The organism is Citromicrobium bathyomarinum, from assembly GCF_021021475.1.
Taxonomy (GTDB): domain Bacteria; phylum Pseudomonadota; class Alphaproteobacteria; order Sphingomonadales; family Sphingomonadaceae; genus Alteriqipengyuania; species Alteriqipengyuania bathyomarina.
Genome location: NZ_JAINWL010000002.1, coordinates 467,243 through 492,767 on the forward strand (window position 1 = coordinate 467,243; position 25,525 = coordinate 492,767).

Below are 25,525 nucleotides of genomic sequence, written 5' to 3' on the forward strand. Positions count from 1 at the left end.
CAGCGCCGCCTCTCTCCAGCCAGGTCTACCAGAGCGTCGGCGCATCAATCCGGTATGCGGAACACGCCCCAGACGGGAAGGTGGTCGGACGCGCGCGAGGCGAGCGGGCTGTGGTGCACGCCGAACTCCACGGCCTCCAGCGGTGCTCCGTGCATGATCCGGTCGAGCCGCCCCATCGGGCGCTGGCTGTGGAAGCTGCGCCCGCAATCGAGCATGGTGAAGTGGCGTGCGAATTCCTTGAGGCAGCCGCCGTTGGGTCGCCATTCATTGAGGTCACCCGCCAGCAGCGTGGGCCGCTGCTCCTGCGCCACGCGTGCCAGTTCGGCGATCGCGCGCGCCTGTCGCACGCGCCACAGGCCGGACAGATCGAGATGCATACCGAACACGGTCAGTTCCGGCCCGGTGGGAAGCCGCAGGGTCGCGGTCACGACCCCGCGCGGTTCGAGATAGGGAATATGGAGGACGTCATGCTCCAGGACGGCGATGTCGCGCCGGACCATGATCGTGTTCCCGTGCCAGCCCATTGAATCGTGCTGCACGTCGAAGGGCACCGGCATGTAATCGGTATGCTGCTCGACCAGAAAATCGGGCAGGGTGCGCTCGCGCTGCCCGAACCGCCGGTCTGCCTCCTGCAGGATCACGACGTCCGCATCGACCTCACCCAGAACTTTGAGGATGCGTGACGGATCGCGCTTGCGATCCGTGCCGACCGCCTTGTGGATGTTGTAACTGGCGAGCTTGAAGGTGGGATTGGCCATCGTTTCAGATCAGCTCGCTCAGCATTCGTGCGGTGTTCTCCAGCACCTTGTGCATCAGGGGGCGATGCTTCCATTCGGTGAACGACACGGGAGTGGATTGTTCGAGATAGCGATTTTCCACCTGCTGGAGGTCCTCGGCGAAAGTGTGATCGTAACATAGCAGATCGATCTCGGCATTCAGTTCGAACGAGCGCATATCCATATTGCTCGATCCCAGGATCGAAACCTCGTGATCCACCCGGGAATGCTTGGCGTGCAGGAATTCGGGGCCGAACAGGTGAATTTCTGCCCCGAGCGAGAGGATTTCCTCGTAATAGCTGCGCTGCGCCAGCCCGGCGAGGTACTGATCGCATTTCGCCGCAGTGATCAGCCGCACCCGGACCCCGCGCAACACCGCGCCGCGGATGGCCGTCAGCAGCGAGTCATTGGGCACGAAATAGGGCGTGACGATAACGATCTCTTCGCTCGCATTGTGCATCGCCTGCGCCACGATCAGATCCATCCCGCCAACCGGATTGTCCGGCCCGGTGGCGATCATCTGAGCCGCCAGTCCGGCTTCCCCGGGTTCGAGCGGAGGGAACATCGCTTCCTCGACCAGCTGCTCGAGCGTTTCGAGATACCAGTCGCACACGAAGATCGCCTGCAGCTGAACGACAAGCGGCCCCGTAACGCGAACCGCGAGTTCGCGGTTGGCCTGTCTCCCATGATCTTCTGGCGCCCAGATATTCTGCGAGCCAGTGTAGCCGACCCGACCATCCACCACCACGATCTTGCGGTGATTGCGCAGGTCCACGCGTGAACTGGACAGACGCCGGCGTAGCGGCAGGATGTCGTGCACCTCGATGCCCGCAGGCTCCAGCCGCCGCTTGATCGATGCGACCGAGCCGTAGGAGCCCAGCGCATCGATCAGCAGGCGGCAGGTCACGCCCCGCGTGCTCGCCCGTTCGAGTGCCGCGAGCACGCGATCGCCCGCACGGTCGTTCTTGAAGATGTAGAACTCGACATGCACGTGGTGCCGGGCGCGGTCGATATCCTCGACGATCCGGTCGAACGTGGCGTGATAGTCACCGAGCGGCGCGATCCGGTTGCCATCGACCGCCGGGAACTGGCCCAGCCCGTGTGCCAGGTTGGCCAGCGAGTGATTATCCTCGCAAAGTCGGGGTGATATCTCTGCCTTGTCGAGCCCCGATTGCCGGGTAATCCGGTCCAGAATGCGCGGCAGGTCCGCGACCCGCTCCTGACGCTGCTTCGCATATTGCGGCCGACCGATCAGCCAGTAGATGAGCAGCGCGACCCACGGCAGCGCAAAAAAGATCAGCAGCCAGTTACGCGCCTCTGCTGGCGGGCGGCGGAAGGGCACCACCACGAAAGCAATCATGGCGATGATCCAGCCGATAATTGCGAAGAGGTGGTCCCAGATCCACGCGAAGGTGCCATCGACGATGCTGCCGATATCGATCATCGGGCGTACCCAGCATCTTTGAATGGCAGAAAATCGAACATCGCGTGATTGACCCGATCGGCTCTTGCTTGGTTAACGGCCGGTTGCGGCTTGCCGTTTCCGGAAAGTTTCAGATTCTTGGCGTATCAAGGACGCTTCGCAAGCATTTTCGCGGCGGAGCAGACCATCAGCGAGGCGGCACGAGAGCGCCGCGTCGGTTGCCTCGCCGCTGTGAACACTCCTTTTACGCATATTTACTAGGACGGATGCGCAAAACCGGAAGGGCCTCATTTCGTGCATCGCAAGTTCTGGCTGAGCGAGAGATCGCGCCACGTGTACATCGCGATTGCAATCGCGCTGTTGGCGGGTGCGATTTCCCTTCTCAAGCCCTTGGACATCACTGCGTGGGCGATCCAGTCCAAGCTCGGCGACAGAGAGTCTAGCGGCACCATCGCGCTTGTCGAAGTGGGTGCATACACGGACCAGAATGCGGCCGAAGGAAATCGCCGCATAGCGTCGTTGGTCAGCAAGCTCCGCGATGCGGGCGCGCGCCGGATCTTCGTGAACATCCCTCTCCGGCGTAGCGACACGCCTTCAGCCGACCTACGCCTCAAGCGCGTTTTCGCCGAGAATCGCAATCATGTCTTTCTTGCGGACAAGGGCCCCCCGCGCAGGGAAGGGGGTGTCTTGGAGCGGCGTCCAGACGCTTCTTTTGCCGCAGGATCGCAAACTTTCGACAACCATATCGAACAGGACTTCCTGGGTTTCGTATGGAACATCAAAGCGCGGGGGCGCGACGGGCGCGAAAGCCTGGCCTTCGCGCTTCCTCCGGGCGGTGAGGCGCGGGGCCAGGTCTTCATCGATGGAACGATCGATGCCTCGTCGATTCCCAGAATCGACGACGAAAACCTCGATGCTGCCATTGATAGCTTCGACATCCCCAACACCACGTTCGTGATAGGCGTCACGCGGCTCGGTAACGAACTGCGGATTGCGAACGACGGCTACGTGGCGGATTCGGTTCCGCACATCCTCGCCGCGGAAACCCTACTCCGCGGTACAGGACAACACATTCCGTTCTATGCCTTCCCGCTCGCGGTCGGATTTGCGCTGCTGCTCAGTGTGTGGCTCGCGCGAACCGCCAGGCTGAGGCGAATTCTTTATGCCGCCTGCGTCCTTGCCCTCCTCGGCGGAGTTGCTCTGACAGGCGTTGCAGGAATGCAGGCGAATTTCGGCGACACGTTCCTACTCTTGACGCTTTACGCGATTATGCGCGGATTCGTCTTGTACAAGCAGCGCCACCTCTACATCGACCCGATCAGCAAGCTGCCCAATTTCTCGGCATTGAGGCGCGATTTCTCGGCTAGCGAAGGGCAGGGCGATCTGGGTGTAGTGGTCGTCAAAATCCTCCGCCTGGACTCCATTTTTGCGCACCTCAGCGAGGGAGAAAAGCGCGCCTATCTGAGGCAGATATCGGACCGCTTGTCGATCACGGGCAAGGATACGAAGATCTATTTCGACGGCGGGAAGTACTTCGCATTCATACTGGATGCGGCGATCGACTATGAGTCCCACCTGTCGGGTCTGCGCGCAATCGTTTCGCAGCCCATCATTATCGCCAGCAAATCGATCGACGTCGCGGTCACGGTCGGGGCAGATTTTTCTTCACGAGGGCTGCCCGCGCACAGAATGAGCTCGGCCATTGCGGCAGCGGATCACGCGCGCGAAGCATTCCAGCCCGTCTTCATCGTTTCGGACGCCTGCCATGACGACGATGAATGGGACCATTCGCTGACGGCGCGACTGGCCGAAGCGCTTGCCGAAGATCGCATTTCGATCAAGCTCCAGCCGCAAGTCGACTTCAAGACCGGTAAATTCGTGGGCGCCGAAGTGCTGGCGAGATGGCAGGATGAAGCGGGCAACGAGATTTCGCCGGCGCGCTTCATCCCGCAGTTCGAGCGCATGGCACGGCTCGACGAGCTCACAAGTCGAATTCTCGACAAGGCAATGGCTGCCTTGCGTTCCTTGCAGGAGTCGGGATGCGCCCTTCCTCTTTCGGTTAACGTATCAGCCGTGCAGTTCGTGGACGAACGCATCGCCGAAATCGTTGAAAAGAGCCTCAGAGAGTACGACGTCGATCCCTCGCTCCTGAAGATCGAAGTGACCGAAACCGCCCGGATCGAGGATTTCGAAACCGCCTGCCAGATCGTCGAGCGTCTTCGCAAGCAAGGCATCACATTCTCGCTCGACGATTTTGGCGTAGGCAGCGCCAATCTGGAGGCGTTGCAACGGCTTCCGTTCGACGAGGTCAAGATAGACCAGCTCTTCATCCAGCAGCTCGCCGGATCATGCAAGACACGCGCGATCGTCGAGGGCGTCCTTCACACTGCCTCGAAGGCGGGAATGACATCTGTCGCGGAAGGGATCGAGGATCTCGAGACGCACACCTGGTTATCCAGCCTGGGCTGCGATCGCGGCCAGGGCTACTTCATCGCCAAGCCGATGCTGGTGTCCCAGTTTACCAGTCTGATCGAGCTCAACCGGTATGTCACACCACGTCCGGATTATGGTTAAGGGTTTACTAACAATCTTGGTTAATATAGGTAAACGTCCTCTATCCTTAGAACCAAGGGGACGAATTATGTGGGATATCTGGGAATGGATCTTCGGTCGCTAAGCGATCGTCAGTTCAATCAACGAAAGGCCCCGTTTTCGGGGCCTTTTTTGTTGGTTGAACAAGGCTGAGCGGACCGCTTGGCGGCATGTCCGGCAAGGCAATGTCACCTCCGCCAGCGGCTGGATGCCGCGCGAGACGAATCGGGTTTCAGGGGCTTTTCGGACAGCAAAATGCGCTGCCGGGATTGGCGGGTCTTCGGCGAGGAAGAGGGAGAGCTAGGAATTCTTGGCCTTCAGTCGTCCATTCATTCGCCGCGAGCCCGCGCAAGCACGCGCTTTGGGTGGTCCGGCAGGGCCGGTATCGTTTGTCCGGATCCCTTAAGGAGATTTTGGTGCGGTCGAGAAGACTCGAACTTCCACGGCCTTGCGGCCACAACGACCTCAACGTTGCGCGTCTACCAGTTCCGCCACGACCGCACACAAGCCCGTAAGTTTCGGGCTGCATCCGGGGCCAGCCAGTCAGGCTCTGCCCCGTGAGGAAGCGGCCCACTAGCAGGGGGCGCGGCACCCCGCAAGCGGGTTTGCGGAACAATCTTGCAAGAACCTCCACACGCGCCTGCTGTGTGGCTTTTGCGTCAGGACGGGCTCCAGCCGATCTCCGCAAAACGCGCCGATTTGGGCAGGTCGGTGATCGCCTCGTTGATGCTGAGCGTCTCGCCCGGCTGCAGGCGACCCTGACGGGGGAGGATTTCCCAGTTGTAGACCTTGCGATTGCGCGAATCGTACAGGACGATCAGCACCGGCGGCACCGTCTTGGTCTCGCGCCCGACATTCTTGATCTCGCCCGCGACGCCGAAATATTCGCTGCCGTCGGGCAGAGTACGCCGATCCTGCTTGCTGGCCGGGAATTCGAGCACCAGGTCGGGCTCTTCCATCGCGAAAGTCGGCCGGCTCACCGGCACCCAGTCGGGCAGGCCCGCATAGCTTACCGCCGCGATCGCACCGACCGAGATGACCGCGAACAGGCTTGCCGCCATGCCCCACATCTTGAGCGGATTGCGCCGCGGGCGGAACGGCGGCTCGGCCGAGAACTGGGAGCGGTCCTCGCTCGCCCGTTCGCGCGGCTCGGCAGCGGCGATCGGAGGAACGTCGTGCCAGGGCTGGCGCGCGGTCGGCTCGTCCTCGACGCTGGTCGCGGTGCCATCGCGCTCAAGCTCTTCGAGGTCGAGTTCGCTGCCCGACTGGAACCAGCTATGGCGGCACCGGGCGCAGCGTACCGTGCGTCCTTCGGGGCCGATCGCGCTATCGGGTACGGCATAGCGTGTATCGCAGGCAGGGCAGGCGAGTATCATAGTGTCTTTTGCATTACGCCCGGCAAGCGGCGACAGGCAAGCTTCCCGTCGGTGGACGGGCCGGTTTTGCGCCTTTTGTCCACACACAATGCCCCCTATATCCCCTGCTTGGTTAACGATGGGACGGGTCGACAGGTGATGAGGCAGCACGATGTCGGGGGGTGACGGCGAAGTCGCGTTCTTCGACAATGTCGGCCTGCGTTACGGGACCGGCAAGGAAATCCTGACCGACGTCAGCTTCTCGCTGTGGCCGGGCAGCTTCTATTTCCTGACCGGCGCAAGCGGGGCGGGCAAGACGAGCCTGCTCAAGCTGCTGTACCTTGCCCAGCGCCCGTCGCGCGGGATCATCCGCATGTTCGGCAGCGACGTCATCACCCTGCCGCGATCCCGCCTGCCTGGCTTCAGGCGGCGGCTGGGCGTGGTTTTCCAGGACTTCAGGCTGGTCGACCATCTCTCCGCGTTCGACAATGTCGCGCTGCCGCTGCGCATTGCGGGGGTGGACGAGAGCGAGCTGGTGCAGCCGGTATCCGACATGCTCGAATGGGTCGGTCTGGCGCATCGGGCCGAGGCGCGGCCCGAGACATTGTCCGGCGGGGAGAAGCAGCGGGTGGCCATCGCGCGTGCGGTGATCGGCCGGCCCGACATGCTGCTGGCGGACGAGCCGACCGGTAACGTCGATCCCGACATGGCATTGAAGCTGATGCGCCTGTTCGAATCGCTCAACCGGCTGGGCACGACGGTGATCGTCGCGACCCACGATGTGCACCTGCTGCAGAACGTGCGCAGTTCGATGATCATGCGGCTGGACAAGGGACGCTTGGCGGACCCGACCGGCGCGCTGCGCTATCCCCCGCGCAGCCCCGCGGGCGGGAAAACGCCGCGATGAGCCAGCCGCCGCTCAGCGATGCGGCGCGCGCAGGCCATTCGCCCTTCGCAGGCGAAAAGGCGCGCGCGCTGATTCCGCAGGCGCGGCTGGCCGGGCCGATGCCGTGGGTGCTGGCGATCATGGTCGCACTGACCGTGCTGGCGGCGGGCGCGGGGCTGTCGCTCGGCAATCTGGCGGGAGATGCGCGCTCGGAATTGTCGGGCGGGGTGACCGTGCAGATCCTCGACGCCGATCCGCGCAGCCGGGCCGAGCAGGCGCAGGCTGCGCAGGCCGTGCTGCAGGGCATGGATATGGTCGCGCAAAGCCGGATCGTGCCGCAGGAAGAGCTCGACCGCCTGATCGAGCCGTGGCTGGGCAATGCGGGCGATGCAGAGACCGTGCCGGTGCCCGCGCTGATCGACGTGCGGCTGGGCGGCAAGGCGACCCCGCAGGCGATCGAGGCGCTGGCAGACGCGCTCGCCGGGACCGCGCCCGATGCGCGGATCGATGCGCAGTCATCCTGGCTGCAGCCGGTGTTCAGTGCGCTCAGGTCGCTCCAATATCTCGCGCTCGCGCTGGTCCTGCTGCTGGCGGTGACCAGTGCGGCGGCGGTGTTCCTCGCGGCCAGAAGCGCGCTGGGCAACAACCGTGCGACGATCGAGATCGTCCACCTGCTGGGCGGGACCGACGGGCAGATCGCACAGCTGTTCCAGCGGGCGGTGCTGGTCGATTCGATCCTCGGCGGGGCGGCCGGGCTGGTCCTTGGGCTCGCCGCGGTGCTCGCCCTCGGCTACCAGTTCGCGGCGCTCGATAGCGGGATGATCGCGAGCGCGGGGCTTGACTGGGTCGACTGGATCGTGATCGCGCTGATCCCGGTTTTCGGGGTGTTGCTGGCGGTCGCGACTGCCCGCTTCACCGTCCTCGCGGCAGTAAGGAAGATGTTGTGATCTGGCGTGTCGGCCTTGCCATCGTGCTCGTCTGGGTGCTCGGCTTCATCTGGTTTGCCGGCTGGCTGCCGGGCCCTGCGCCGATGGAGCGGACCGATGCGGTGATCGTGCCCACCGGCTATGCCGGGCGGATCGAGCGCGGGCTGGAGGTTGTCCAGACCGACAGCGCCGACACCCTGCTGGTCACCGGCGTCGATCCCGAGGTCAAACCGGGCGAGTTCGCCGCGCAGTTCAAGGTGCCCGAAGATGTGATGGAGTGCTGCGTCACGCTGGGCTTCGCGGCGACCGATACGCGCGGCAATGCGCAGGAAACGCGCGAATGGGTGGAGGCGCATGGGATCAAGAGCCTGCGTCTGGTCACCAGCGATTGGCACATGCGCCGTGCGGCGACCGAACTGCGCCGCCAGCTGCCCGGCGATGTGAAGCTGATCAAGGATGCCGTGCGCAGCGAGCCGAGCCTGTGGCTGCTGCTGATCGAATATCACAAGTGGCTGGTCAGCCGCACGGTCGGGCCGCTGTTCTCCTGATATGAACATGATCCGCAGCCTCCTGTTCTATGCTGTTTTCTACGTCGGCACGCTGGTGTTGCTGGTGCTGGTGCCCTTCCAGGGGCGGCATGGGATGCGCCGGGTTGCAGGCGCGTGGAGCGGGCTGCATCGCTGGGCGCTGCGCCATATCCTGCGCATCCGCGTGATCTGCGAGGGCGCGCCGATCGATCGCCCCGCACTCTACGCCATGCGGCACGAGAGCTTTTTCGAAGCGATCGACTCCGCGAAGCTGTTCGATGCGCCGGTGGTGTTCGCGAAGCAGGAGCTGCTCGAAATTCCCGTCTGGGGCGGGGCCGCGACCAAGTACGGCATCATTCCGGTCGCCCGCGCGGACGGGGCCAAGGCACTGCGCGATCTGATGCGCGCCGCGAAAGAGGCCAAGGCGGAAGGCCGCCCGTTCCTGATCTTTCCCGAAGGCACCCGCACCCCGCATGGGGAAGAGGGCGATATCGTCTCCGGTTTTGCGGGGCTCTACAAGCTGCTCGACCTGCCGGTGGTGCCGGTCGCGGTGAACAGCGGGCCGCTCTATCGCAGCTTCGTCAAGCGCCCGGGCCAGATCACCTATCGCTTCGGCGCAGCCATCGAACCCGGCCTGCCGCGTGAGGAGGTTGAGCGCCTGGTGCGCGAGGCGATCAACGCGCTCAACCGGTAATGGCACTCTCGATCGCGTCGCCGACCGCCGCCATATCCTCGGCGCTGCCGATGGTGATGCGCAAGGCTTCGCCCAGGCCCTGGCCGGGCAGATGCCGCACCGCGTAGCCTGCATCGGCAATGGCATCGCGTACGCGCTCCGCCGTCGGCTGGTCGCCAAAGCGGACCAGCACGAAATTCGCCTCGCTCGGCACCACGGAAACGCCGCGATTGCCCAGACCCTCCAGCCGCGCGACGAAATCCGCGCGCACCCGCGCATTCGCCTCGCGCGATCGGCGCACGAAATCCTGGTCTCCCAGCGCGGCCAGAGCCCCGGCCTGCGCGGCGCCGGTCACGTTGAACGGCCCGCGAATGCGGTTGAGCGCATCGACCAGATGCGGCGCGCCGGTCGCCCAGCCGACCCGTGCCGAGGCGAGGCCGTAGATCTTGGAGAAGGTCCGGGTAACCAGCACGTTCTCCGCCTCGCTCGCGAGAGCGAGCCCGGGCGCACCCTCGTCGTCCAAATATTCGGCATAGGCCTGGTCGAGCACCAGCAGCACGTCGCCCGGCAGGCCCGCGTGCAGCCGCATAATTTCCGAATGGGGCAGCCAGGTGCCGGTCGGGTTGTTGGGGTTGGCGATAAACACGATCCGCGTCGCGGGCGTCACCGCCGCGAGCAGCGCGTCCACATCGGCCCCGAAATCCTTCGCCTTCGCCTCCACCGGCACCGCGCCCACACGCCGGGCGGCGATCGGGTACACGGCAAACGAGAATTGCGGCATCAGCACTTCGTCGCCGACGCCTGCGAACGCCTGCGCGGCGAGGTTGAGCAGCTCGTCCGAGCCGGTTCCGCACACGATCCGCGCGGGGTCGATCCCGTGCAGTTCGCCCAGCGCACTGCGCAGCGCGATGCTGTCCGGATCGGGATAGCGCGCCGCCGCGCGGCTCTGCATCATCGCCGCCAGCGCCGCTTCGCTGCACCCCAGCGGGTTCTCGTTTGCGGAAAGCTTGGTCAGCGCGCGTCCGTCCGCCGCCTTGGCAACGCCCGGCACATAGGGCGCGATGTCGAGGATGTAGGGCTTGGGCGTGGGGATGGACGGGTTTGTCATGGACCCAAGCGCTTACGCAAAATCTGCACTTTCACAAGCATGCGAAGTGGCGGTAAGGCGACCAGCGACAATGCCAGCCTGTAATCCCGACCTGTGCCTGACGCTGCCCGATCCGCTGCCGCTGGATAGCGGCGCGACGCTCGCGCCCGTTACCATCGCCTACCAGCAATATGGCGAGCTTTCGCCGGAGCGCGACAATGTGGTGCTGATTTTCCACGCGCTGACCGGCGACCAGTACGTGGCGAGCCCGCATCCGGCGACCGGCAAGCCCGGCTGGTGGGACCGGATGGTCGGCCCCGGCAAGCCGATCGATACGGACCGTTTCTGTGTGATCTGTGCCAATGTGATCGGCGGATGCATGGGGTCGACCGGCCCGGCCAGTGTCGATCCCGAAGCTGGCGGCGAGGGCACGCCCTACGGCCAGCGCTTCCCGGTGGTGACCATCCACGACATGGTCCGCGCGATCGCGCGCCTGCTCGATGCGCTGGGGATCGAGCGGCTCCATGCGGCGGTCGGCGGATCGATGGGCGGGATGCAGGCGCTCGCCTTTGTGTCCGATTTTCCCGGGCGGGCGAAACGCGTACTGGTGCTGGCCAGCGCCGCGCGCCAGTCCGCGCAGAACATCGCCTTCCATGAGGTCGGGCGGCAGGCGATCATGGCCGACGCCAACTGGAACGGCGGCGAGTACCACGGTGGCGCGCATCCCGACGCGGGCCTCGCGGTCGCGCGGATGGCGGCGCACATCACCTATCTTTCCGAAGCCGGGCTGACCGAGAAGTTCGGACGCCGGCTGCAACAGCGGCCCGATGGCAGCGACGGTGCCAAGTCCTTCGGGTTCGAGGCGGATTTCCAGGTGGAATCCTACCTGCGATACCAGGGCAGCGGGTTCACCCGCCGGTTCGACGCCAATTCCTACCTCTATATCACCCGCGCGATGGACTATTTCGATCTGGCGGAAACACATGGCGGGCGGCTGGCCGATGCCTTCGCGCAGGCCACTGCCCGGTTCTGCATCGTCAGTTTCGATACCGACTGGCTCTACCCGACCGAAGAAAGCCGCCACATCGTGCGTGCGTTGAACGCTGCGGGCGCGCCGGTCAGCTTCGTCGAGCTGTCATCGCCTTACGGCCATGACGGGTTCCTGCTCGATACGCCGGGGCTGGACGAGGTCGTGCAGGGGTTCGTGTCGTGACCGAAGTCCCTGAAGGCTATGACCTGCGCGAGGGGGCCGACGCCCGGTCCGCGCACGCTTTTCTGACGCAAAGCTACTGGTCGCCGGGCATCCCGCTCGAAACGGTCGAGCGGGCGCTTGCCAACAGCCTGTGCGTGTCGGCGCTGCATGGCGGCGTGCAGGTCGGCATGGCGCGGGTCATCACCGACCGGACGACCTTCGCCTATCTCGCGGATGTCTACGTGCTCGACGGGCATGGAGGCAAAGGGCTGGCCAAGGCGATGGTCGGCCATTTGCAGGAGCATCCCGAATTGCAGGGGCTGCGCCGCTGGATGCTGGCGACACGCGATGCGCACGGTTTGTACGAAAGTCTCGGCTGGCAGTCTCTTCCCGACCCGAGCCTTTTCATGCAGCGCCATTTTCCGGACATCTACGCATGAGCACGCTTCCCGATCTGCGCCCCGACCTTGCGGCGATTGCCGGGACGATCCCCGACGGATCGCGCGTGCTCGATATCGGCTGCGGAGAGGGAACGCTGCTCGCCGCGCTGGCGGAGCACAAGGGAATCGACGCACGCGGGCTGGAGATCGACCCCGAGCGCGTGGCGACCTGCGTGTCGCGCGGGCTATCGGTGGTGCAGGGCGATGCCGAGGCCGATCTGGTGCATTACCCGGACGACGCGTTCGATTACGCGATCCTCGGCCAGACGATCCAGATGGTCGATCGGCCTGCCGAGGTGATCGACGCATTGCTGCGCGTGGGCCGCTCCGCCTTCATCAGCTTCCCCAACTTCGCGCACTGGCGGATGCGGGTCGCGCTGGGGCTGGGTGGGCGCATGCCGGTGACACCCGCGCTGCCCGAAAGCTGGCACGCGACCGGCAATATCCGCAATCTGACCGTGGTCGATTTCAAGGAACTGGTGAGCGATCGCGGTGCCCGCATCGAGCGCGCGTGGTATTTCGGCAAGGGCCGCGAGATCGGCGAATTCGGCGCAAACCTGCGCGCCGAATTCGCCCTGTTCCTGATCGGGCGCGGTTAGCGCCGCAATCTTGCCTCCCCTCAGGGAGGGGGAGTGGCGGGCATCAGCCTGGGCGATACATCGCGCAGATCTTGTTGCCCGCGGGATCGCGCAGATAGGCGAGATACAGCTTCATCCCCGCGCCTTCGCGCAGGCCCGGCGGGTCTTCGATCGCGGTGCCGCCATGGGCAAGGCCGGCCTCATGCCATGCATTGGCCTGTTCCTCGCTGGTGGCGGCGAAGCCGATGGTCGAGCCATTGCCGCAGCTTGCGGGCTGGCCGTCGATCGGCTTGGTGATCAGGAAGATGCCACCATTGTGCATGTAGATCACCCGGCCTTTGGGATCGACCGAGCCCTCGCGCCCGCCGAGCGCTTTGAAGCACGCATCGTAGAAGGTCTTGGACGCCTCGATATCGTCGGCGCCGAGCATCACGTGGCTGAACATATTTTTCACTCTCCCATATTGGTTTCAGTCTGCCACCTTTCCCTAGCAGCGCGGGCGCGTCGTACAATGCGGGAATGGGGAGGAATGCCCTTGCCAGCGCCCTCCCGCTACGACACTCTGCTGTCCAGATGGCGCGTTTCCCGTTTTCAGCGATCGTCGGTCAGGACGAGATGAAGCAGGCGCTGCTGATCGCCGCGGTCGATCCTGCGATCGGCGGGGTGATGGTGTTCGGCGACCGCGGGACGGGCAAGTCCACCGCTGCGCGCGCTCTGGCAGGCCTGCTGCCGCCGATCAGCGCAATTCAGGATTGCCCCTACGGTTGCTCCAAGGACGATCAGGCGCGCTACCCCGATGTCTGCGGCACCGGCCCGCTGCGCAAGCGCCCCGTGCCCTTCGTCGACCTGCCGCTGGGCGCAACCGAAGACCGCGTGCTGGGCGCGCTCGACCTCGAACGTGCGCTGCGCAGCGGCGAAAAGGCGTTCGAGCCCGGGCTGCTGGCCAAGGCGCATCGCGGCTTTCTCTACATCGACGAGATCAATCTGCTCGAAGACCATCTGGTCGACCTGCTGCTGGACGTCGCCGCTTCGGGCGAGAACGTGGTCGAGCGTGAAGGCCTGTCGGTCCGCCATCCGGCCAAGTTCGTGCTCATCGGCAGCGGCAACCCCGAAGAGGGCGAACTGCGCCCGCAATTGCTCGACCGGTTCGGCCTGTCGGTCGAAGTGCGCACGCCGGGCGACATCGAGTCTCGCGTCGAGATCATGCGGCGGTGTGCGGCGCAGGAGGCTGATTCTCAACTCTTCGCCGACGACTGGGCGGACGAAGACGCCAAGGTGCTGCGCCGGGTGGACCGGGGGCGCAAGCGGCTTGCTTCCGTCGCCATCCCCGATGCGGTGCTGCACAAGGCCGCCGAGCTGTGCATGGCGGTGGGCGCGGATGGTCTGCGCGGGGAGCTGACCCTGATGCGCGCGGCCAAGGCCCTGGCTGCGCTGGAAGGTGCCAAGACGGTCGGCCAGGGGCATCTGGTCGCGGTCGCCCCCTCGGCGCTGCGGCACCGCCTGCGGCGTGATGTGCTCGACGAGACCGGCTCGACCGCGCGGATCGAGCGTGCGCTCGACGAAGTGTTTGCGTGAGCGGGTCAGAGCCCGCACCGCCAGACCCGGCACGCGATGCGTGCCTCGCCCTCTCGCTGTTTCTGACCGCTCCGGCCCAGCTGGGCGGGCTCAGCCTGCGCGGTAGCGGTCCTGCGCGCGAGGCGTTGCTGGAGATGCTGCGCGATACGGGCGTGGCGGTGCGGCGGATGCCCGCGCATGTCGACGATGAGCGGCTGCTGGGCGGGGTCGACCTCGCCGTCAGCCTTGCAAGCGGGCGCACGGTGCGCGCGCGCGGCCTGCTGGAAGAGATCGCGGGCGGGGTGCTGGTGGTGCCGCTGGCCGAACGGCTCGACCACGCGATAGCGGGGCGGCTGGCGCAGGCGCTGGATGGCGATGCGCGGTTCGGCCTGGTGCTGCTCGACGATGGCATCGAGGACGAAGGACCGCCTGCCGCGCTGCTGGAGCGGATCGCCTTCCACTGCGACCTGACCCACGCGAGGCTGGTCGAGGGCGCGCTGCGCAGCGCCGACCCCGCCAATGTCGCGCCGCTGGACGAAGAAGCGCTGCACGCTCTTGCCGCCACAGCCGCCGCGCTGGGCGTCCACTCGATCCGCGCGCTCAATTTCGCGAACGCCGCTGCCCGTGCCCATGCCGCGCTGGAGGGGCGCGTAGTGGTGAGCGAGGACGACATCGCCGCCGCCGCGCGGCTGGTGCTCGGCCCGCGCGCGACCCGGCTGCCCGAGATGCCCGAGCAGCCCGAGGATGAGCCCACCCCACCGCCCGACGACACCGACGCCCGCGAACGCGACGAGGCATCCGATCCCGGCGACACCCCGCTGGACGACGTCGTGCTCGACGCCGCGCTGGCGAGCATTCCGCCCGACCTTCTCGCACGGCTCGCAGAGGGCAAGGCGCGGCGCAGCAGCGGGAGCGGCGGGGGCAAAAAGCGTATCTCCTGCCTGCGCGGCAAGCCGCTCTCCGCGCGGCCCGGCAGGCCGCGCGGCGGGGCGCGGCTGGCGCTGGTCGATACCTTGCGCGCGGCCGTGCCGTGGCAGCAGCTGCGCCGCCGCGAATACGAAGCCGCCAACGACCGCCTCATCATCCGCAGCTCCGACATCCGCGTGCGGCGTTATGAAGAGCGCAGCGGGCGCGTGACCATTTTCTGCGTCGATGCCTCGGGCTCGGCGGCGGCGGCGCGGCTGGCCGAGGCCAAGGGTGCGGTCGAGCTGATGCTCGCGCAGGCCTACGTCACGCGCAGCGAGGTTGCGCTGGTCGCTTTCCGGGGCACGGTGGCCGAGCTGCTGTTGCCGCCCACCCGCTCGCTCACCCGCGCACGCCGCGTGCTGTCGGGAATGCCGGGCGGGGGCGGGACGCCGCTCGCGCTGGGGCTCCAGGCGGGGCACCAGCTGGCCGAGGCGGTGCAGGCGCGGGGCAAGACCGCGCATCTCGTGATCCTGACCGACGGGCGCGCCAATATCGACGCCGAAGGCAAGGGTGGACGCCCGCAGGCCAAGGCCGACGCGCTGGATGCTGCGCGAGCGATCGCCGCGCGCGGGATCGATGCGCTGGTGGTCGACATCTCCGCGCGCACCGCGCCCGAGGCGGGCGAGCTGGCACAGGCGATGCACGCGCGCTTCCTCGCGCTGCCGATGGCCGATGCGGCGAAGCTGCACGCGGCGGTCAGTGCTGCCGCCCCGCAGGCGCGCGCGGCATGAGCGACCCGCTCGACTGGGACCGCGACGGGCGCCACTGGCCGCATCGCGACGCCAGCCGCTTCGTGACAAGCGGCGGCATCCGCTGGCATGTACAGGTGATGGGGCGGGCGCTTGGCACCGCGCCGGTCCTGCTGCTGCTCCACGGCACGGGCGCATCGTGCCACTCGTGGCGCGGCGTGATGCCGCAGCTGGCGGACCGCTACACCCTGATCGCGCCGGATCTGCCCGGCCACGCCTTTACCGGCAGCGTGCGCGATTCGCAGATGACGCTGCCGGGCATGGCCGACGCGGTGCATGGCCTGATCCAGACGATGGACATCGCGCCCGCCGCGATCATCGGCCATTCGGCGGGCGCGGCGATCGCGCTCACGCTGGTGCAGGGGCGCTATCCCGATACGCCGGTGATCGGCCTCAACCCCGCGCTCGCGCCGTTTCCCTGGCCCGCGACGCAGGTCTTCCCGGCGGTCGCGCGGCTGCTCGCGCTCAATCCGCTGGTGCCGAAGTTCTTCTCCGGCATGACGCGGCTTGCGGGCGATACCGAGGGTTTCATCCAGCGGTCGACCGGCTCTCGCCTCGATCGCGAGGGCGCGCGCTGCTACGCGACGCTGCTGGGTAATAGCCGCCACGCGCGCGGTGCGCTGGCGATGATGGCCAATTGGGATCTGGACACGCTCGACCGCGCGCTGCCGGGCATCGCGAACCCGGTGCTGCTGATCCATGCGCGCGGCGACGATGCCATTCCACTCAGCGGCGTGCAGGATGCCGCGCGCAAGCTGCCCGACGCCACGCTGGAAGTGCTCGACGGCCTCGGCCACCTCGCGCACGAGGAACAGCCCGAGCGGGTTGCGCAGCTGATCCGCGCGTTTCTGGAAGGCCGTGCTATCTAGTCGCCAGGGGAGAGCGAGCGATGGAACGCTTCGGCGAGCATTTCGGCTGGATCGAGATCGTGTTCACAGCGGTTGTCGCGCTGGGCTTCGCCGGCTGGCAATACTGGTCCGTCAGCCGGGAGATAAGGCGCGACAAGGAGGAGAAGGAGCGCGAGGCCCGCGACGAGTGAGGCCGCTTCGCGCTTAAGCGCCGACCCGCGGCATCCGGTAGGGCAGCATGAACTGCACCACCGGCGATGCAAAGCGCTTGAGGTTGAGGCTCTCCTGCACCGCCACCACCTGTTCGCCGTAGATCCGCGCGCCCAGCGTCGAGCGGGCGTAGAACGGCGAATCCTCCCATGTCTTGATCACGCTCGCATGGCCACGATCCGCACGCGTGCGGCGTTCCATCTGCCACGCGGTGTTGGGCAGCGGCGCGGCGAGCGGCAGTTCGGCCTGCTGCGGCAGGCCATAGGCATCGAACCGGATCGCGCTGGCGAAGCGCGAGCCGTCGCTGCGCTTGCCTTCATAGCTGACCACCGCGCCTTCTTTCAGATGCGCCCGCGACCAGTGCCAAACGTCGAACCCGTCTTCGAGCGACTCGCTCCCGAAATTGGAATCGAGATAGGCGCGGCCCGTCCAGCTGAGCGAAGGCTCGTGCATCTCCGCCTCGATCCGCGCGCGCGGGGCGAGGCAGTGCCAGTGGTGCTTTGCGCCCGGATCGAGCGCGAAGCCGACCGGGTTGAGCGCTTCGGGGATCACCCGGATGACCCCGCGAACCGGGCGCTGCCAGGGGATGCCCAGCCGCTTGTCGCGCTCCTCGATCGCGATTTCCAGCGCCTCGCCGGTCCAGTGCACGCTGCTCGGCCCGATCGCCAGCGTGTCGCGCTCCTGCACCACCGCCTCGCCGCCGCGCTCGGTCATCGCCCAGCGCGCCCTGGGGCCGTAGAGTGCGACATTGAGCGCCGCGTGGTTCAGCGGATCGCCGCGACCGCTGGCCTTGTAATAGGGCGAGAAGACGCTGCCCAGAAAGGCGATGATGGTCAGGCCGTGCTGGCCGTCTTCCGAGATCGCGTCGACATACCACCAGCCATAGCCGCCCGGCGGGATGGCCGCATCGAAGCGAGGCGTGCCATCGCCGCGCGCGCCCCGATCTGCCCGGACAAGGCGGCCATCGGCACGCCCGCGCCCGGATGGGTGCTCCCCCCGACGCAGAAGAGCCCAGGGATCCGCGTGGCTGCCCCCTGGCGCAGGAAGGACGCCGCCCATCCGTGCGAGGCCCGTCCATAGAGGGCCCCACCCGTCGAAGGGAACAGCGCGTCGAAATCCGCCGGGGTGACCAGCCGGTGCGGGAAATCCGCCTCCAGCTCCAGCCCGCAGCGGGCGAGGCTGCGTGTCATGCTGCGCGTGCATTGGTCGAGCTCCTTCTGGGTAAAGTCGTGGCGGTCGCCATTGGCCGGGGCGTTGACGATCACTTGGAAGCGCTCGCGCCCGGGTGGCGGAGCGGTGTCTTCGATCAGGTCTGCCGCGCGATCCTGCGCGCAGATGTAGACCGACGGATCGTCGATCTGGCGGCCCTGCTTCAGCTGGTCGAACTCGGCGCGGTAGTCGGGCGAGAAGAACACGTTGTGGCGCGAGAGCGGGAAGCCGCCGGTCTTCGCGTGCGCCAGCCACACCATTGCGGACAGCGAGCGGCGGCCCTGCGGCACGCGGCCGACCGCGCGCTGTGCCTCCTCGCCGAAACACCCGTGGGCCAGCGCTGCCGGATCCGCATTGCACAGCACTGCGTCGGCTGCGATCCGCTCTCCGTTGGCCAGGATGACGCCCGAAGCGCCCTTGCGATCGGTCTCTATCCGGGCGACGCCTTCGCCCAGCCGGAAACGTGCGCCGTTCGCTTCTGCCAGCGTCCTGAGCGCCTCGGCCAGCGCGCTCATCCCGCCCTCGATCAGCCACACGCCGCGCGCCTCGACATGCGCGATCAGCATTAGCGTGGCGGGGGAGGAGAAGGGGGAAGAGCCGCAATAGGTGGTGTAGCGGGCGAATAACTGGCGCAGGCGCTGGTCCTGAAAATGCTCGCCCAGCACCTTCCACAGGCTCTCGTAAGGGCGGATTGCGGCGAGATCGCCGACCCGGGTAAGGCCGATCCGCTGCATCAGCGGCAGCGGCCAGAAGACCTTGCTCTGCCGCAGCAGGCTTTCGTCGAGGATGTTGTAGATCCGCCGCGCCTCGGCACGAAACGCGCGATAGCCGCGCGCCGCATCGGCTCCGGCGAAATCGCCGATCGCCTCTTCGCTGCGCATCGGATCGGCGAACAGGTCGAGTCGCTCGTCCTGCGACCATGCGTGGCGTGCGATGACTTGTGCGGGCCTGACCGAAAGCGCGGAGTGGATGTCGCTGCCGCAGGCGCGGAACACCTCTTCGAACACCTCGCGCATGGTGAACACGGTCGGCCCGGCGTCGATCGGCTGGCCGTCGACCGCCAGCCTGCGGGCCTTGCCGCCGACATTGGGCTCCTTCTCGATCACGGTGACGTCGTGCCCGCGCGCGGCGAGGAGCGCGGCGCAGACCAGCCCGCCGATGCCGGCTCCGATCACGACAGCCTTGCCGCTCATCCTCGCGCTCTCCCACAAGACGATTGCTATTGACATAGCATGTGTCCAACACACTGGACAAATGATAATCGGTCAAGCGCAATCGGATGGTCCTCCCCGTGGTTGGAGAATGCGCCTGCTGGGCTGGCGTAACCGGATTCTTGGCAGCGCCCGGTTCCAGCGCCACGCGGCGGCGAACCCTTTTCTGCGTCCGATCGCGAGGCGGCGTGCTGGCGCGCTGTTCGACCTGGTGGCGGGCTTCACCTACTCTCAGGTGCTGTTGTGCACGGTTGAGAGCGGTTGTGTGCAGCGCCTTGGCGAAGGGCCCGCAAGCGCGGACGAGCTGGCGCGACTCGCTGGATTGTCATCCGACGCAACGCTCAGGCTGCTGCGCGCGGCGGCGGCGATCGGGATTGTCGAGCACGTGACTGGCGACTGGTGGGTGCTCGGTCGTCACGGCGCTGCGCTGCACGGGAATGCGGGCGCGCTGGCGATGATCCGCCATCACAAGCTGCTCTATGCCGATCTCGCCGATCCGCTCGCCTTGCTGCGCGCCGACCGCGCGCAGCCGACCGCATTGTCGCATTTCTGGTCCTATGCAGGGAGGGCGGCCGAGGCCGATCCGCAGCGTGCGGGCGCCTATTCGCAGCTGATGTCCGCCTCGCAGGCGCCCGTCGCGCAGGAGGTTCTGGCAGCGTACGACCTGTCGCGCCATGCCTCCCTGCTCGATGTCGGCGGCGGGCAGGGCGCATTTCTGGAGGCCGTCGGTGCCGCGCATCCCGCGCTCCGACTCGGCCTGTTCGACCTGCCCGAAGTGACCGCGCGACTCGAGGCGGGCCGAGTCGCCGTTCATCCCGGCAGCTTCTTCGAAGATGCCCTGCCGCGCGGCTATGACTGCATCTCGCTGGTGCGAATTCTCCACGATCACGACGACGGCCCGGCGCTGGAAATCCTGCGCAACATCCGCGCCGCGCTGGAGCCGGGCGGTACATTGCTGATCGCCGAACCAATGGCCGACACGCCCGGCGCCGAACCGATGGGAGATGCCTATTTCGGCTTCTACCTCTGGGCCATGGGCCAGGGCCGCCCTCGAACCGCAAAGGAAATCCGTTCAATGCTGCGCGACGCTGGCTTCGCGCGCATCCGCCGGATTGCCACGCGTCAGCCGCTGATTGCGTCACTAACCGTCGCCGTTGCCTGACAACTAATATGTCATACGGAATTGACAGTATTGGTTGTCAGGCGTAGCCAAAGGTTGGGCCATCGCACCTTCCGGGCGCCGACGGACCCAAGTTAAGAGAGGGACCGACGCAATGGATGCAATGGCCGTCACACTCGAAGGACCGGGGCGCCTCGCGCTCAAGCGTCTCGAGCTGCATGCGGTCGAGGCATCCGACGTGGTCGTCTCCATTCACTGGAGCGGTGTCAGCACCGGTACCGAGAAGCTGCTGTGGACCGGCGAAATGCCGTCCTTCCCCGGCATGGGCTATCCACTGGTGCCCGGCTACGAATCGGTCGGCCGGATCGTCGATGCCGGGCCGGATGCACAAGGCCGCATTGGCGAGTGGGTCTTCGTCCCCGGTGCCAGCTGCTACGCCGATGCACGTGGACTGTTCGGCGGCGCCGCGAAAACGCTGATCGTCCCATCCGCCCGAGCGCTGCCTATCCCGGAGTCGCTGGCTGAGCAGGGCGTGCTGTTCGCGCTCGCCGCGACCGCGCAGCACGCACTGGCAGGCGGAGAGCCGCCCGATCTGATCGTCGGCCACGGTGTGCTCGGCCGCCTGTTGGCGCGCATGACGATCGCCGCGGGCGCACCTGCCCCCACCGTGTGGGACAACAAGGCCCACCGCCGTACCGGTGCGATCGGCTATGACGTGATCGCGCCGAAGGACGACGACCGGCACGATTACCACGCGATCTACGATGCCAGCGGCAGCAGCGACGTGATCGATATCCTGATCCGGTGTCTCGCGCGGCAAGGCGAGATCGTGCTGGCCGGCTTCTACGCCAACCGTATCAGCTTCGCCTTTCCTGCAGCCTTCCAGCGCGAGGCGCGCCTGCGCGTTGCCGCCGAATGGCAGCCCGAAGACCTCGCCGCGACCCACACTCTCATCGAAAGCGGCGCGCTGAACCTTGCCGGCCTCGTCACCGACGTGGCCCCGGCCAGCGATGCGCGGACCGCATATCCCACGGCTTTCGAGGATCAGGAATGCCTCAAGCTGGTGCTGGACTGGAGCGAACTTGCATGACCCATCTGGACCAACCCTCTGCCCTCGACGCCCTGCGCGAAGAGGCCGCGATCGAGCCCGATCCGGTCCACGACGGCGAGGTGACCAAGGAAACGCAGGTCATCGCGATCTATGGCAAGGGCGGTTCGGGCAAGAGCTTCGCGCTGTCCAACCTCAGCTACATGATGGCGCAGCAGGGCAAGCGCGTGCTGCTGATCGGCTGCGATCCCAAGAGCGACACCACCAGCCTGCTGTTCGGCGGCAAGGCCTGCCCGACGATCATCGAAACCTCGTCGAAGAAGAAGCTCGCGGGCGAGGAAGTGAGCATCGAGGATGTCTGCTTCCAGCGAGACGGCGTGTTCGCGATGGAGCTTGGCGGGCCCGAAGTCGGCCGCGGCTGCGGCGGACGCGGGATCATCCACGGTTTCGAACTGCTCGAGAAGCTGGGCTTCCACGAATGGGGCTTCGATTACGTACTGCTCGATTTCCTGGGTGATGTGGTGTGCGGCGGCTTCGGCCTGCCGATCGCGCGAGACATGTGCCAGAAGGTGATCGTGGTCGGGTCGAACGACCTGCAATCGCTCTACGTCGCCAACAACGTGTGCAAGGCGGTCGAATATTTCCGCTCGATGGGCGGCAATGTCGGCGTCGCGGGCATGATCGTGAACAAGGACGACGGCACGGGCGAGGCGCAGGCCTTTGCGAAAGCCGTCGACATCCCGGTGCTATGCGCGATCCCCGCGAACGAGGAAATCCGCCGCAAATCGGCAAACTATCAGATCATCGGCAAGCCCGGCGGCGAATGGGCCCCGCTGTTCGAGGAGCTGGCGTTGAACGTCGCCAGCGCCCCGCCGCAGCGGCCGACGCCGCTTGAAGGGGACGGCCTGCTCGACCTGTTCAGCCCTGAAGATACCGGCGGCAACGTCCAGCTGATCCCGGCCACCCAAGCCGATATGCGCGGCGGCTCGTTTGAGCCAAAGCCGAGCCTCGAAGTCGTGTACGACGAGGTTTGATGGAATGAGCGACGCCATCATCCCCGATACGAGAAGCGCCGACCGGCTCGATCTTGGCAAGCCCGACGGGGGCGACTGCGCCAGTGGCGACACGATGCGCGAGGCTGCCCGCGAGGCCGGCAAGAGCGACATCCTCGACCAGTATGCGCGCGACTATCCCCTGGACGAGGCCAAGCAGGGCCCGCACGACCAGCCGCAAAGCATGTGCCCCGCATTCGGCTCGCTGCGCGTCGGCTTGCGGATGAAGCGCACCGCAACCGTGCTCTCGGGCAGTGCGTGCTGCGTCTATGGTCTGACTTTCACCTCACACTTCTACGGCGCGCGACGCACGGTCGGCTACGTGCCCTTCAGCTCCGAAACGCTGGTCACCGGCAAGCTGTTCGAGGATATCAAGGAAGCGGTCGAGCAGCTGGCCGACCCGGCGCAATACGACACGATCATCGTCACCAACCTGTGCGTGCCCACCGCCAGCGGCGTGCCGCTGCGGCTGCTGCCCGACCAGATCAACGGCGTGCGCGTGATCGGCATCGACGTACCGGGCTTCGGCATCCCGACCCATGCTGAGGCGAAGGACGTCCTCGCCGGGGCGATGCTCAAATATGCGCGCGAGGAGGCCGAAGAAGGCCCTGTTGCGCGGCCCGAAGGCCCGATGGCGGATCGCCCGAGCGTGGCGCTGCTGGGCGAGATGTTCCCCGCCGATCCGGTCGGCATCGGCATGATGCTTGAGCCGCTGGGCCTCACTGCAGGGCCGGTGGTGCCAACGCGCGAATGGCGCGAGTTGTACAGCGCACTCGATTGCGGGGTCGTCGCCGCGATCCATCCTTTCTACACCGCCAGCGTGCGCGAGTTCGAGGCGGCGGGGCGCTCCGTCGTCGGCTCCGCGCCGGTCGGGCGCGACGGCACGGCGGCCTGGCTCGATGCGATAGGCGCGGCCTGCGGTGTTGCGCAGGGCAAGGTGGACGCGGCTAAGAGTGCGTTCCTGCCTGCTATCGAGGGTGCGCTCGCTGCGATGCCGGTGAAAGGCCGGATCACGGTTTCGGGCTATGAAGGCTCCGAACTGCTGGTCGCGCGGATGCTGATCGAGAGCGGCGCGGATGTGCCCTATGTCGGCACCGCCTGCCCCAAGACGCGCTGGTCCGATCCCGACCGCGAATGGCTGGAAGCGAAGGGCGTGCGCGTCAATTACCGCGCCACGCTGGAAGAAGACATCGCCGCGGTCGAGGAATTCGGCCCGGATCTGGCCATCGGCACGACCCCCGTGGTCCAGCACGCCAAGCAGCGCGCCACCCCGGCGCTCTACTTCACCAATCTCATCTCGGCCCGCCCGCTGATGGGGCCGGCGGGTGCGGGCAGCCTCGCGCAGGTGGTCAACGCCGCGGTGGGCAACAAGGCGCGGTTCGACCGGATGCGCGACTTCTTCGAAGGCGTCGGCGCGGACGACAATGCGGGTATCTGGGAAGATACCCCCGTCGACCGCCCGCAGTTCAAGAAGAAGTTCGCAGCGCAGACCGCAGCCGCGCTCAAGGCGGCAGAGGCGGTGGGATCATGACGCTCGTCCTCGATCACGGCGCCTTTGGTTTCGTCGCGATCTCCTGTCGCTCGGGAGGCGGGGCATGACCTTGGTTCTCGATCACGACAGGGCCGGCGGCTACTGGGGCGCGGTTTACGTCTTTACCGCGATCAAAGGCCTGCAGGTCGTCATCGACGGCCCGGTCGGCTGCGAAAACCTGCCGGTGACCAGCGTTCTGCACTACACCGACGGCCTGCCACCGCACGAACTGCCGATCGTCGTCACCGGGCTGGGCGAGGAAGAGCTGGGCAAGACCGGCACCGAAGCCGCGATGAAGCGCGCGTGGAAGACGCTCGACCCCGAACTGCCCTCGGTGGTCGTCACAGGCTCGATAGCCGAGATGATCGGTGGCGGGGTGACGCCCGAAGGCACCACGATCCGCCGGTTCCTGCCGCGCACGATAGACGAGGACCAGTGGGAGAGTGCGGACCGTGCGCTCAGCTGGCTGTGGACCGAGTTCGGGCCGAAGAAGATGCCCAAGGCCAAGGCGTTGAAAGAGGGCGAGAAGCCGCTCGTCAACATCATCGGTCCCGCTTACGGCATGTTCAACATGGCCAGCGACATGGTCGAAATCCGCCGGCTGGTCGAAGGGATCGGGGCGGAGGTGAACTGCGTCTTCCCGCTCGGCAGCCACCTCGCCGACATGCGCAAGCTCGCCAACGCGCACGCCAACGTGTGCATGTACCGCGAATATGGCCGCAACCTGTGCGAGCTGCTTGAGCGGCCGTTCTTCCAGGCTCCTATCGGGCTGACCTCGACCACCAAATTCCTGCGCGCGCTGGGCGAGGAACTGGGGCTCGATCCGGAACCCTTCATCGAGAAGGAAAAACACACCACGATCAAGCCGCTGTGGGATCTGTGGCGCTCGGTCACGCAGGATTTCTTCGGCACCGCCAATTTCGGGATCTGCGCGAACGAGACCTACGCGCGCGGAATCCGGCACTTTCTCGAAGACGACATGGGCCTGCCGTGCAGCTTCGCCTTTTCCCGTTCCGCCGGCGTGAAGCCCAAGAACGAGGACGTTCGCGCGGCGATCCACGCCAATCCGCCGCTGGTCGTGTTCGGCAGCTATAACGAGCGGATGTACATGGCCGAGGTCGCAGGGCGCGGCCACGGCCCGCAGGGCCAGTTCATCCCGGCGAGCTTCCCCGGCGCGGCGATCCGGCGGCACACCGGAACGCCCTTCATGGGCTATTCGGGCGCAACCTACCTCGTGCAGGAGGTTTGCAATGCGCTGTTCGATGCGCTGTTCCACATCCTCCCGCTCGGCACCGACATGGACAAGGCCGAGGCTACCCCCGCGCGCAAACAAGCTGCGCTGGGCTGGGAGCCTGCGGCCAAGGCCAGGCTCGACCAGATCGTGGAGGCACAGCCCGTGCTGGTGCGTATCTCCGCCGCCAAGCGCTGGCGCGATGCGGCCGAAGCTGCCGCCCGCCTCGCGGGCGAGACCACTGTCACCGCCGACCGGCTTGCCGATGCCCTGCTCGAAGGAGCGGGTCGGTGAGCCGCGCGGCCATCCGATCTGCCCGGCTTCGGGCCCAGAAATTCGTG

General features: G+C 66.4%; 24 protein-coding genes and 1 tRNA gene. 17 read left to right on the forward strand and 8 right to left on the reverse strand.

The features are described 5' to 3' along the window. Positions 1 to 44: 44 nt before the first annotated feature. Together K7H93_RS10235 and cls are read right to left on the reverse strand one after the other, a co-directional pair. Positions 45 to 758, reverse strand: a complete 714-nt coding sequence (locus K7H93_RS10235; protein WP_230783519.1) for an endonuclease/exonuclease/phosphatase family protein — start codon at positions 756 to 758, stop codon at positions 45 to 47. 4 nt (positions 759 to 762) lie between these two features. After that, complete coding sequence (gene cls, locus K7H93_RS10240; RefSeq protein WP_230783520.1) at positions 763 to 2,220, reverse strand: cardiolipin synthase; 1,458 nt, start codon at positions 2,218 to 2,220, stop codon at positions 763 to 765. Positions 2,221 to 2,493: 273 nt separating this feature from the next. Between cls and K7H93_RS16090 the strand changes: the two genes are divergently transcribed. After that, positions 2,494 to 4,773 carry an EAL domain-containing protein gene (locus K7H93_RS16090; RefSeq protein ID WP_230783521.1) on the forward strand — a complete coding sequence of 760 codons (2,280 nt, stop codon included), beginning with the start codon at positions 2,494 to 2,496 and terminating at the stop codon, positions 4,771 to 4,773. 432 nt (positions 4,774 to 5,205) lie between these two features. Here K7H93_RS16090 and K7H93_RS10250 read toward each other — a convergent pair. Together K7H93_RS10250 and K7H93_RS10255 are read right to left on the reverse strand one after the other, a co-directional pair. After that, positions 5,206 to 5,292: transfer RNA gene (locus K7H93_RS10250), tRNA-Leu, on the reverse strand. A gap of 158 nt (positions 5,293 to 5,450) precedes the next feature. Further along, positions 5,451 to 6,167 carry a zinc-ribbon domain-containing protein gene (locus tag K7H93_RS10255; RefSeq protein ID WP_010236126.1) on the reverse strand — a complete coding sequence of 239 codons (717 nt, stop codon included), beginning with the start codon at positions 6,165 to 6,167 and terminating at the stop codon, positions 5,451 to 5,453. 151 nt (positions 6,168 to 6,318) lie between these two features. On the opposite strand from K7H93_RS10255, the gene ftsE reads away from it, so the two are divergent. The 4 genes from ftsE to K7H93_RS10275 are packed head-to-tail and all read left to right on the forward strand — an operon-like array spanning position 6,319 to position 9,179. Further along, complete coding sequence (ftsE, locus tag K7H93_RS10260) at positions 6,319 to 7,053, forward strand: cell division ATP-binding protein FtsE (protein WP_010236124.1); 735 nt, start codon at positions 6,319 to 6,321, stop codon at positions 7,051 to 7,053. Beyond that, positions 7,050 to 7,979: a cell division protein FtsX gene (locus tag K7H93_RS10265; RefSeq protein WP_230783522.1), complete on the forward strand. Its 930-nt coding sequence runs from the start codon at positions 7,050 to 7,052 to the stop codon at positions 7,977 to 7,979. The genes ftsE and K7H93_RS10265 overlap by 4 nt, the downstream gene beginning before the upstream one ends. After that, positions 7,976 to 8,506 carry a YdcF family protein gene (locus tag K7H93_RS10270; protein WP_222825327.1) on the forward strand — a complete coding sequence of 177 codons (531 nt, stop codon included), beginning with the start codon at positions 7,976 to 7,978 and terminating at the stop codon, positions 8,504 to 8,506. Before K7H93_RS10265 ends, K7H93_RS10270 begins: the two co-directional genes overlap by 4 nt. 1 nt (position 8,507) lies before the next feature. Then, a complete protein-coding gene (locus K7H93_RS10275; protein WP_230783523.1) occupies positions 8,508 to 9,179 on the forward strand; it encodes a lysophospholipid acyltransferase family protein in 672 nt (223 codons plus the stop codon). Here the strand turns inward: K7H93_RS10275 and hisC are convergent. Then, positions 9,169 to 10,266, reverse strand: a complete 1,098-nt coding sequence (hisC, locus tag K7H93_RS10280) for a histidinol-phosphate transaminase (RefSeq protein ID WP_230783524.1) — start codon at positions 10,264 to 10,266, stop codon at positions 9,169 to 9,171. The two genes, K7H93_RS10275 and hisC, sit on opposite strands and share 11 nt — an antisense overlap. A 70-nt stretch (positions 10,267 to 10,336) precedes the next feature. Between hisC and metX the strand changes: the two genes are divergently transcribed. From metX to metW, 3 genes are read left to right on the forward strand one after another with little or no spacing between them, the layout of a single operon-like run. Further along, a complete protein-coding gene (metX, locus tag K7H93_RS10285) occupies positions 10,337 to 11,458 on the forward strand; it encodes a homoserine O-acetyltransferase MetX (RefSeq protein WP_230783525.1) in 1,122 nt (373 codons plus the stop codon). Next, complete coding sequence (locus K7H93_RS10290; protein ID WP_230783526.1) at positions 11,455 to 11,877, forward strand: GNAT family N-acetyltransferase; 423 nt, start codon at positions 11,455 to 11,457, stop codon at positions 11,875 to 11,877. The genes metX and K7H93_RS10290 overlap by 4 nt, the downstream gene beginning before the upstream one ends. After that, the gene (gene metW / locus K7H93_RS10295) at positions 11,874 to 12,476 is read left to right on the forward strand and encodes a methionine biosynthesis protein MetW (protein ID WP_230783527.1); all 603 of its coding nucleotides are present in this window, start codon (positions 11,874 to 11,876) and stop codon (positions 12,474 to 12,476) included. Before K7H93_RS10290 ends, metW begins: the two co-directional genes overlap by 4 nt. Positions 12,477 to 12,519: 43 nt before the next feature. Here metW and K7H93_RS10300 read toward each other — a convergent pair whose 3' ends face one another. Next, the gene (locus K7H93_RS10300; protein ID WP_010236104.1) at positions 12,520 to 12,900 is read right to left on the reverse strand and encodes a VOC family protein; all 381 of its coding nucleotides are present in this window, start codon (positions 12,898 to 12,900) and stop codon (positions 12,520 to 12,522) included. 128 nt (positions 12,901 to 13,028) lie between these two features. Here K7H93_RS10300 and bchI point away from each other — a divergent pair, with 128 nt between their 5' ends. The 4 genes from bchI to K7H93_RS10320 are packed head-to-tail and all read left to right on the forward strand — an operon-like array spanning position 13,029 to position 16,763. Beyond that, positions 13,029 to 14,030, forward strand: a complete 1,002-nt coding sequence (gene bchI, locus K7H93_RS10305; RefSeq protein WP_230783528.1) for a magnesium chelatase ATPase subunit I — start codon at positions 13,029 to 13,031, stop codon at positions 14,028 to 14,030. Further along, positions 14,027 to 15,706, forward strand: coding sequence for a magnesium chelatase subunit D (locus tag K7H93_RS10310; protein ID WP_230783529.1), 1,680 nt, complete (start codon positions 14,027 to 14,029; stop codon positions 15,704 to 15,706). The genes bchI and K7H93_RS10310 overlap by 4 nt, the downstream gene beginning before the upstream one ends. Then, positions 15,703 to 16,593 carry an alpha/beta fold hydrolase BchO gene (gene bchO / locus K7H93_RS10315; protein ID WP_230783530.1) on the forward strand — a complete coding sequence of 297 codons (891 nt, stop codon included), beginning with the start codon at positions 15,703 to 15,705 and terminating at the stop codon, positions 16,591 to 16,593. Before K7H93_RS10310 ends, bchO begins: the two co-directional genes overlap by 4 nt. Positions 16,594 to 16,613: 20 nt before the next feature. Further along, positions 16,614 to 16,763 carry a hypothetical protein gene (locus K7H93_RS10320; protein WP_222825317.1) on the forward strand — a complete coding sequence of 50 codons (150 nt, stop codon included), beginning with the start codon at positions 16,614 to 16,616 and terminating at the stop codon, positions 16,761 to 16,763. Positions 16,764 to 16,776: 13 nt separating this feature from the next. On the opposite strand, the gene K7H93_RS10325 is transcribed toward K7H93_RS10320, so the two are convergent. Both K7H93_RS10325 and crtD read right to left on the reverse strand, forming a co-directional pair. Beyond that, complete coding sequence (locus tag K7H93_RS10325; RefSeq protein WP_338080318.1) at positions 16,777 to 17,682, reverse strand: hydroxyneurosporene dehydrogenase; 906 nt, start codon at positions 17,680 to 17,682, stop codon at positions 16,777 to 16,779. Further along, positions 17,616 to 19,184, reverse strand: a complete 1,569-nt coding sequence (gene crtD, locus K7H93_RS10330) for a 1-hydroxycarotenoid 3,4-desaturase CrtD (RefSeq protein WP_230783532.1) — start codon at positions 19,182 to 19,184, stop codon at positions 17,616 to 17,618. Before crtD ends, K7H93_RS10325 begins: the two co-directional genes overlap by 67 nt. Positions 19,185 to 19,293: 109 nt before the next feature. On the opposite strand from crtD, the gene K7H93_RS10335 reads away from it, so the two are divergent. From K7H93_RS10335 to bchZ, 5 genes are all read left to right on the forward strand, one after another. Then, positions 19,294 to 20,364 carry a methyltransferase gene (locus tag K7H93_RS10335; protein WP_230783533.1) on the forward strand — a complete coding sequence of 357 codons (1,071 nt, stop codon included), beginning with the start codon at positions 19,294 to 19,296 and terminating at the stop codon, positions 20,362 to 20,364. Between the two features lie 112 nt (positions 20,365 to 20,476). Beyond that, a complete protein-coding gene (gene bchC, locus K7H93_RS10340) occupies positions 20,477 to 21,412 on the forward strand; it encodes a chlorophyll synthesis pathway protein BchC (protein WP_230783534.1) in 936 nt (311 codons plus the stop codon). Continuing rightward, complete coding sequence (locus K7H93_RS10345; protein ID WP_226662151.1) at positions 21,409 to 22,404, forward strand: chlorophyllide a reductase iron protein subunit X; 996 nt, start codon at positions 21,409 to 21,411, stop codon at positions 22,402 to 22,404. Before bchC ends, K7H93_RS10345 begins: the two co-directional genes overlap by 4 nt. Before the next feature lie 4 nt (positions 22,405 to 22,408). Next, positions 22,409 to 23,953 (forward strand): chlorophyllide a reductase subunit Y, encoded by a 1,545-nt coding sequence (gene bchY / locus K7H93_RS10350; RefSeq protein WP_230783535.1) that lies wholly within the window; start codon positions 22,409 to 22,411, stop codon positions 23,951 to 23,953. A gap of 64 nt (positions 23,954 to 24,017) precedes the next feature. Beyond that, positions 24,018 to 25,478: a chlorophyllide a reductase subunit Z gene (gene bchZ / locus K7H93_RS10355; protein ID WP_230783536.1), complete on the forward strand. Its 1,461-nt coding sequence runs from the start codon at positions 24,018 to 24,020 to the stop codon at positions 25,476 to 25,478. Positions 25,479 to 25,525: the final 47 nt, after the last annotated feature.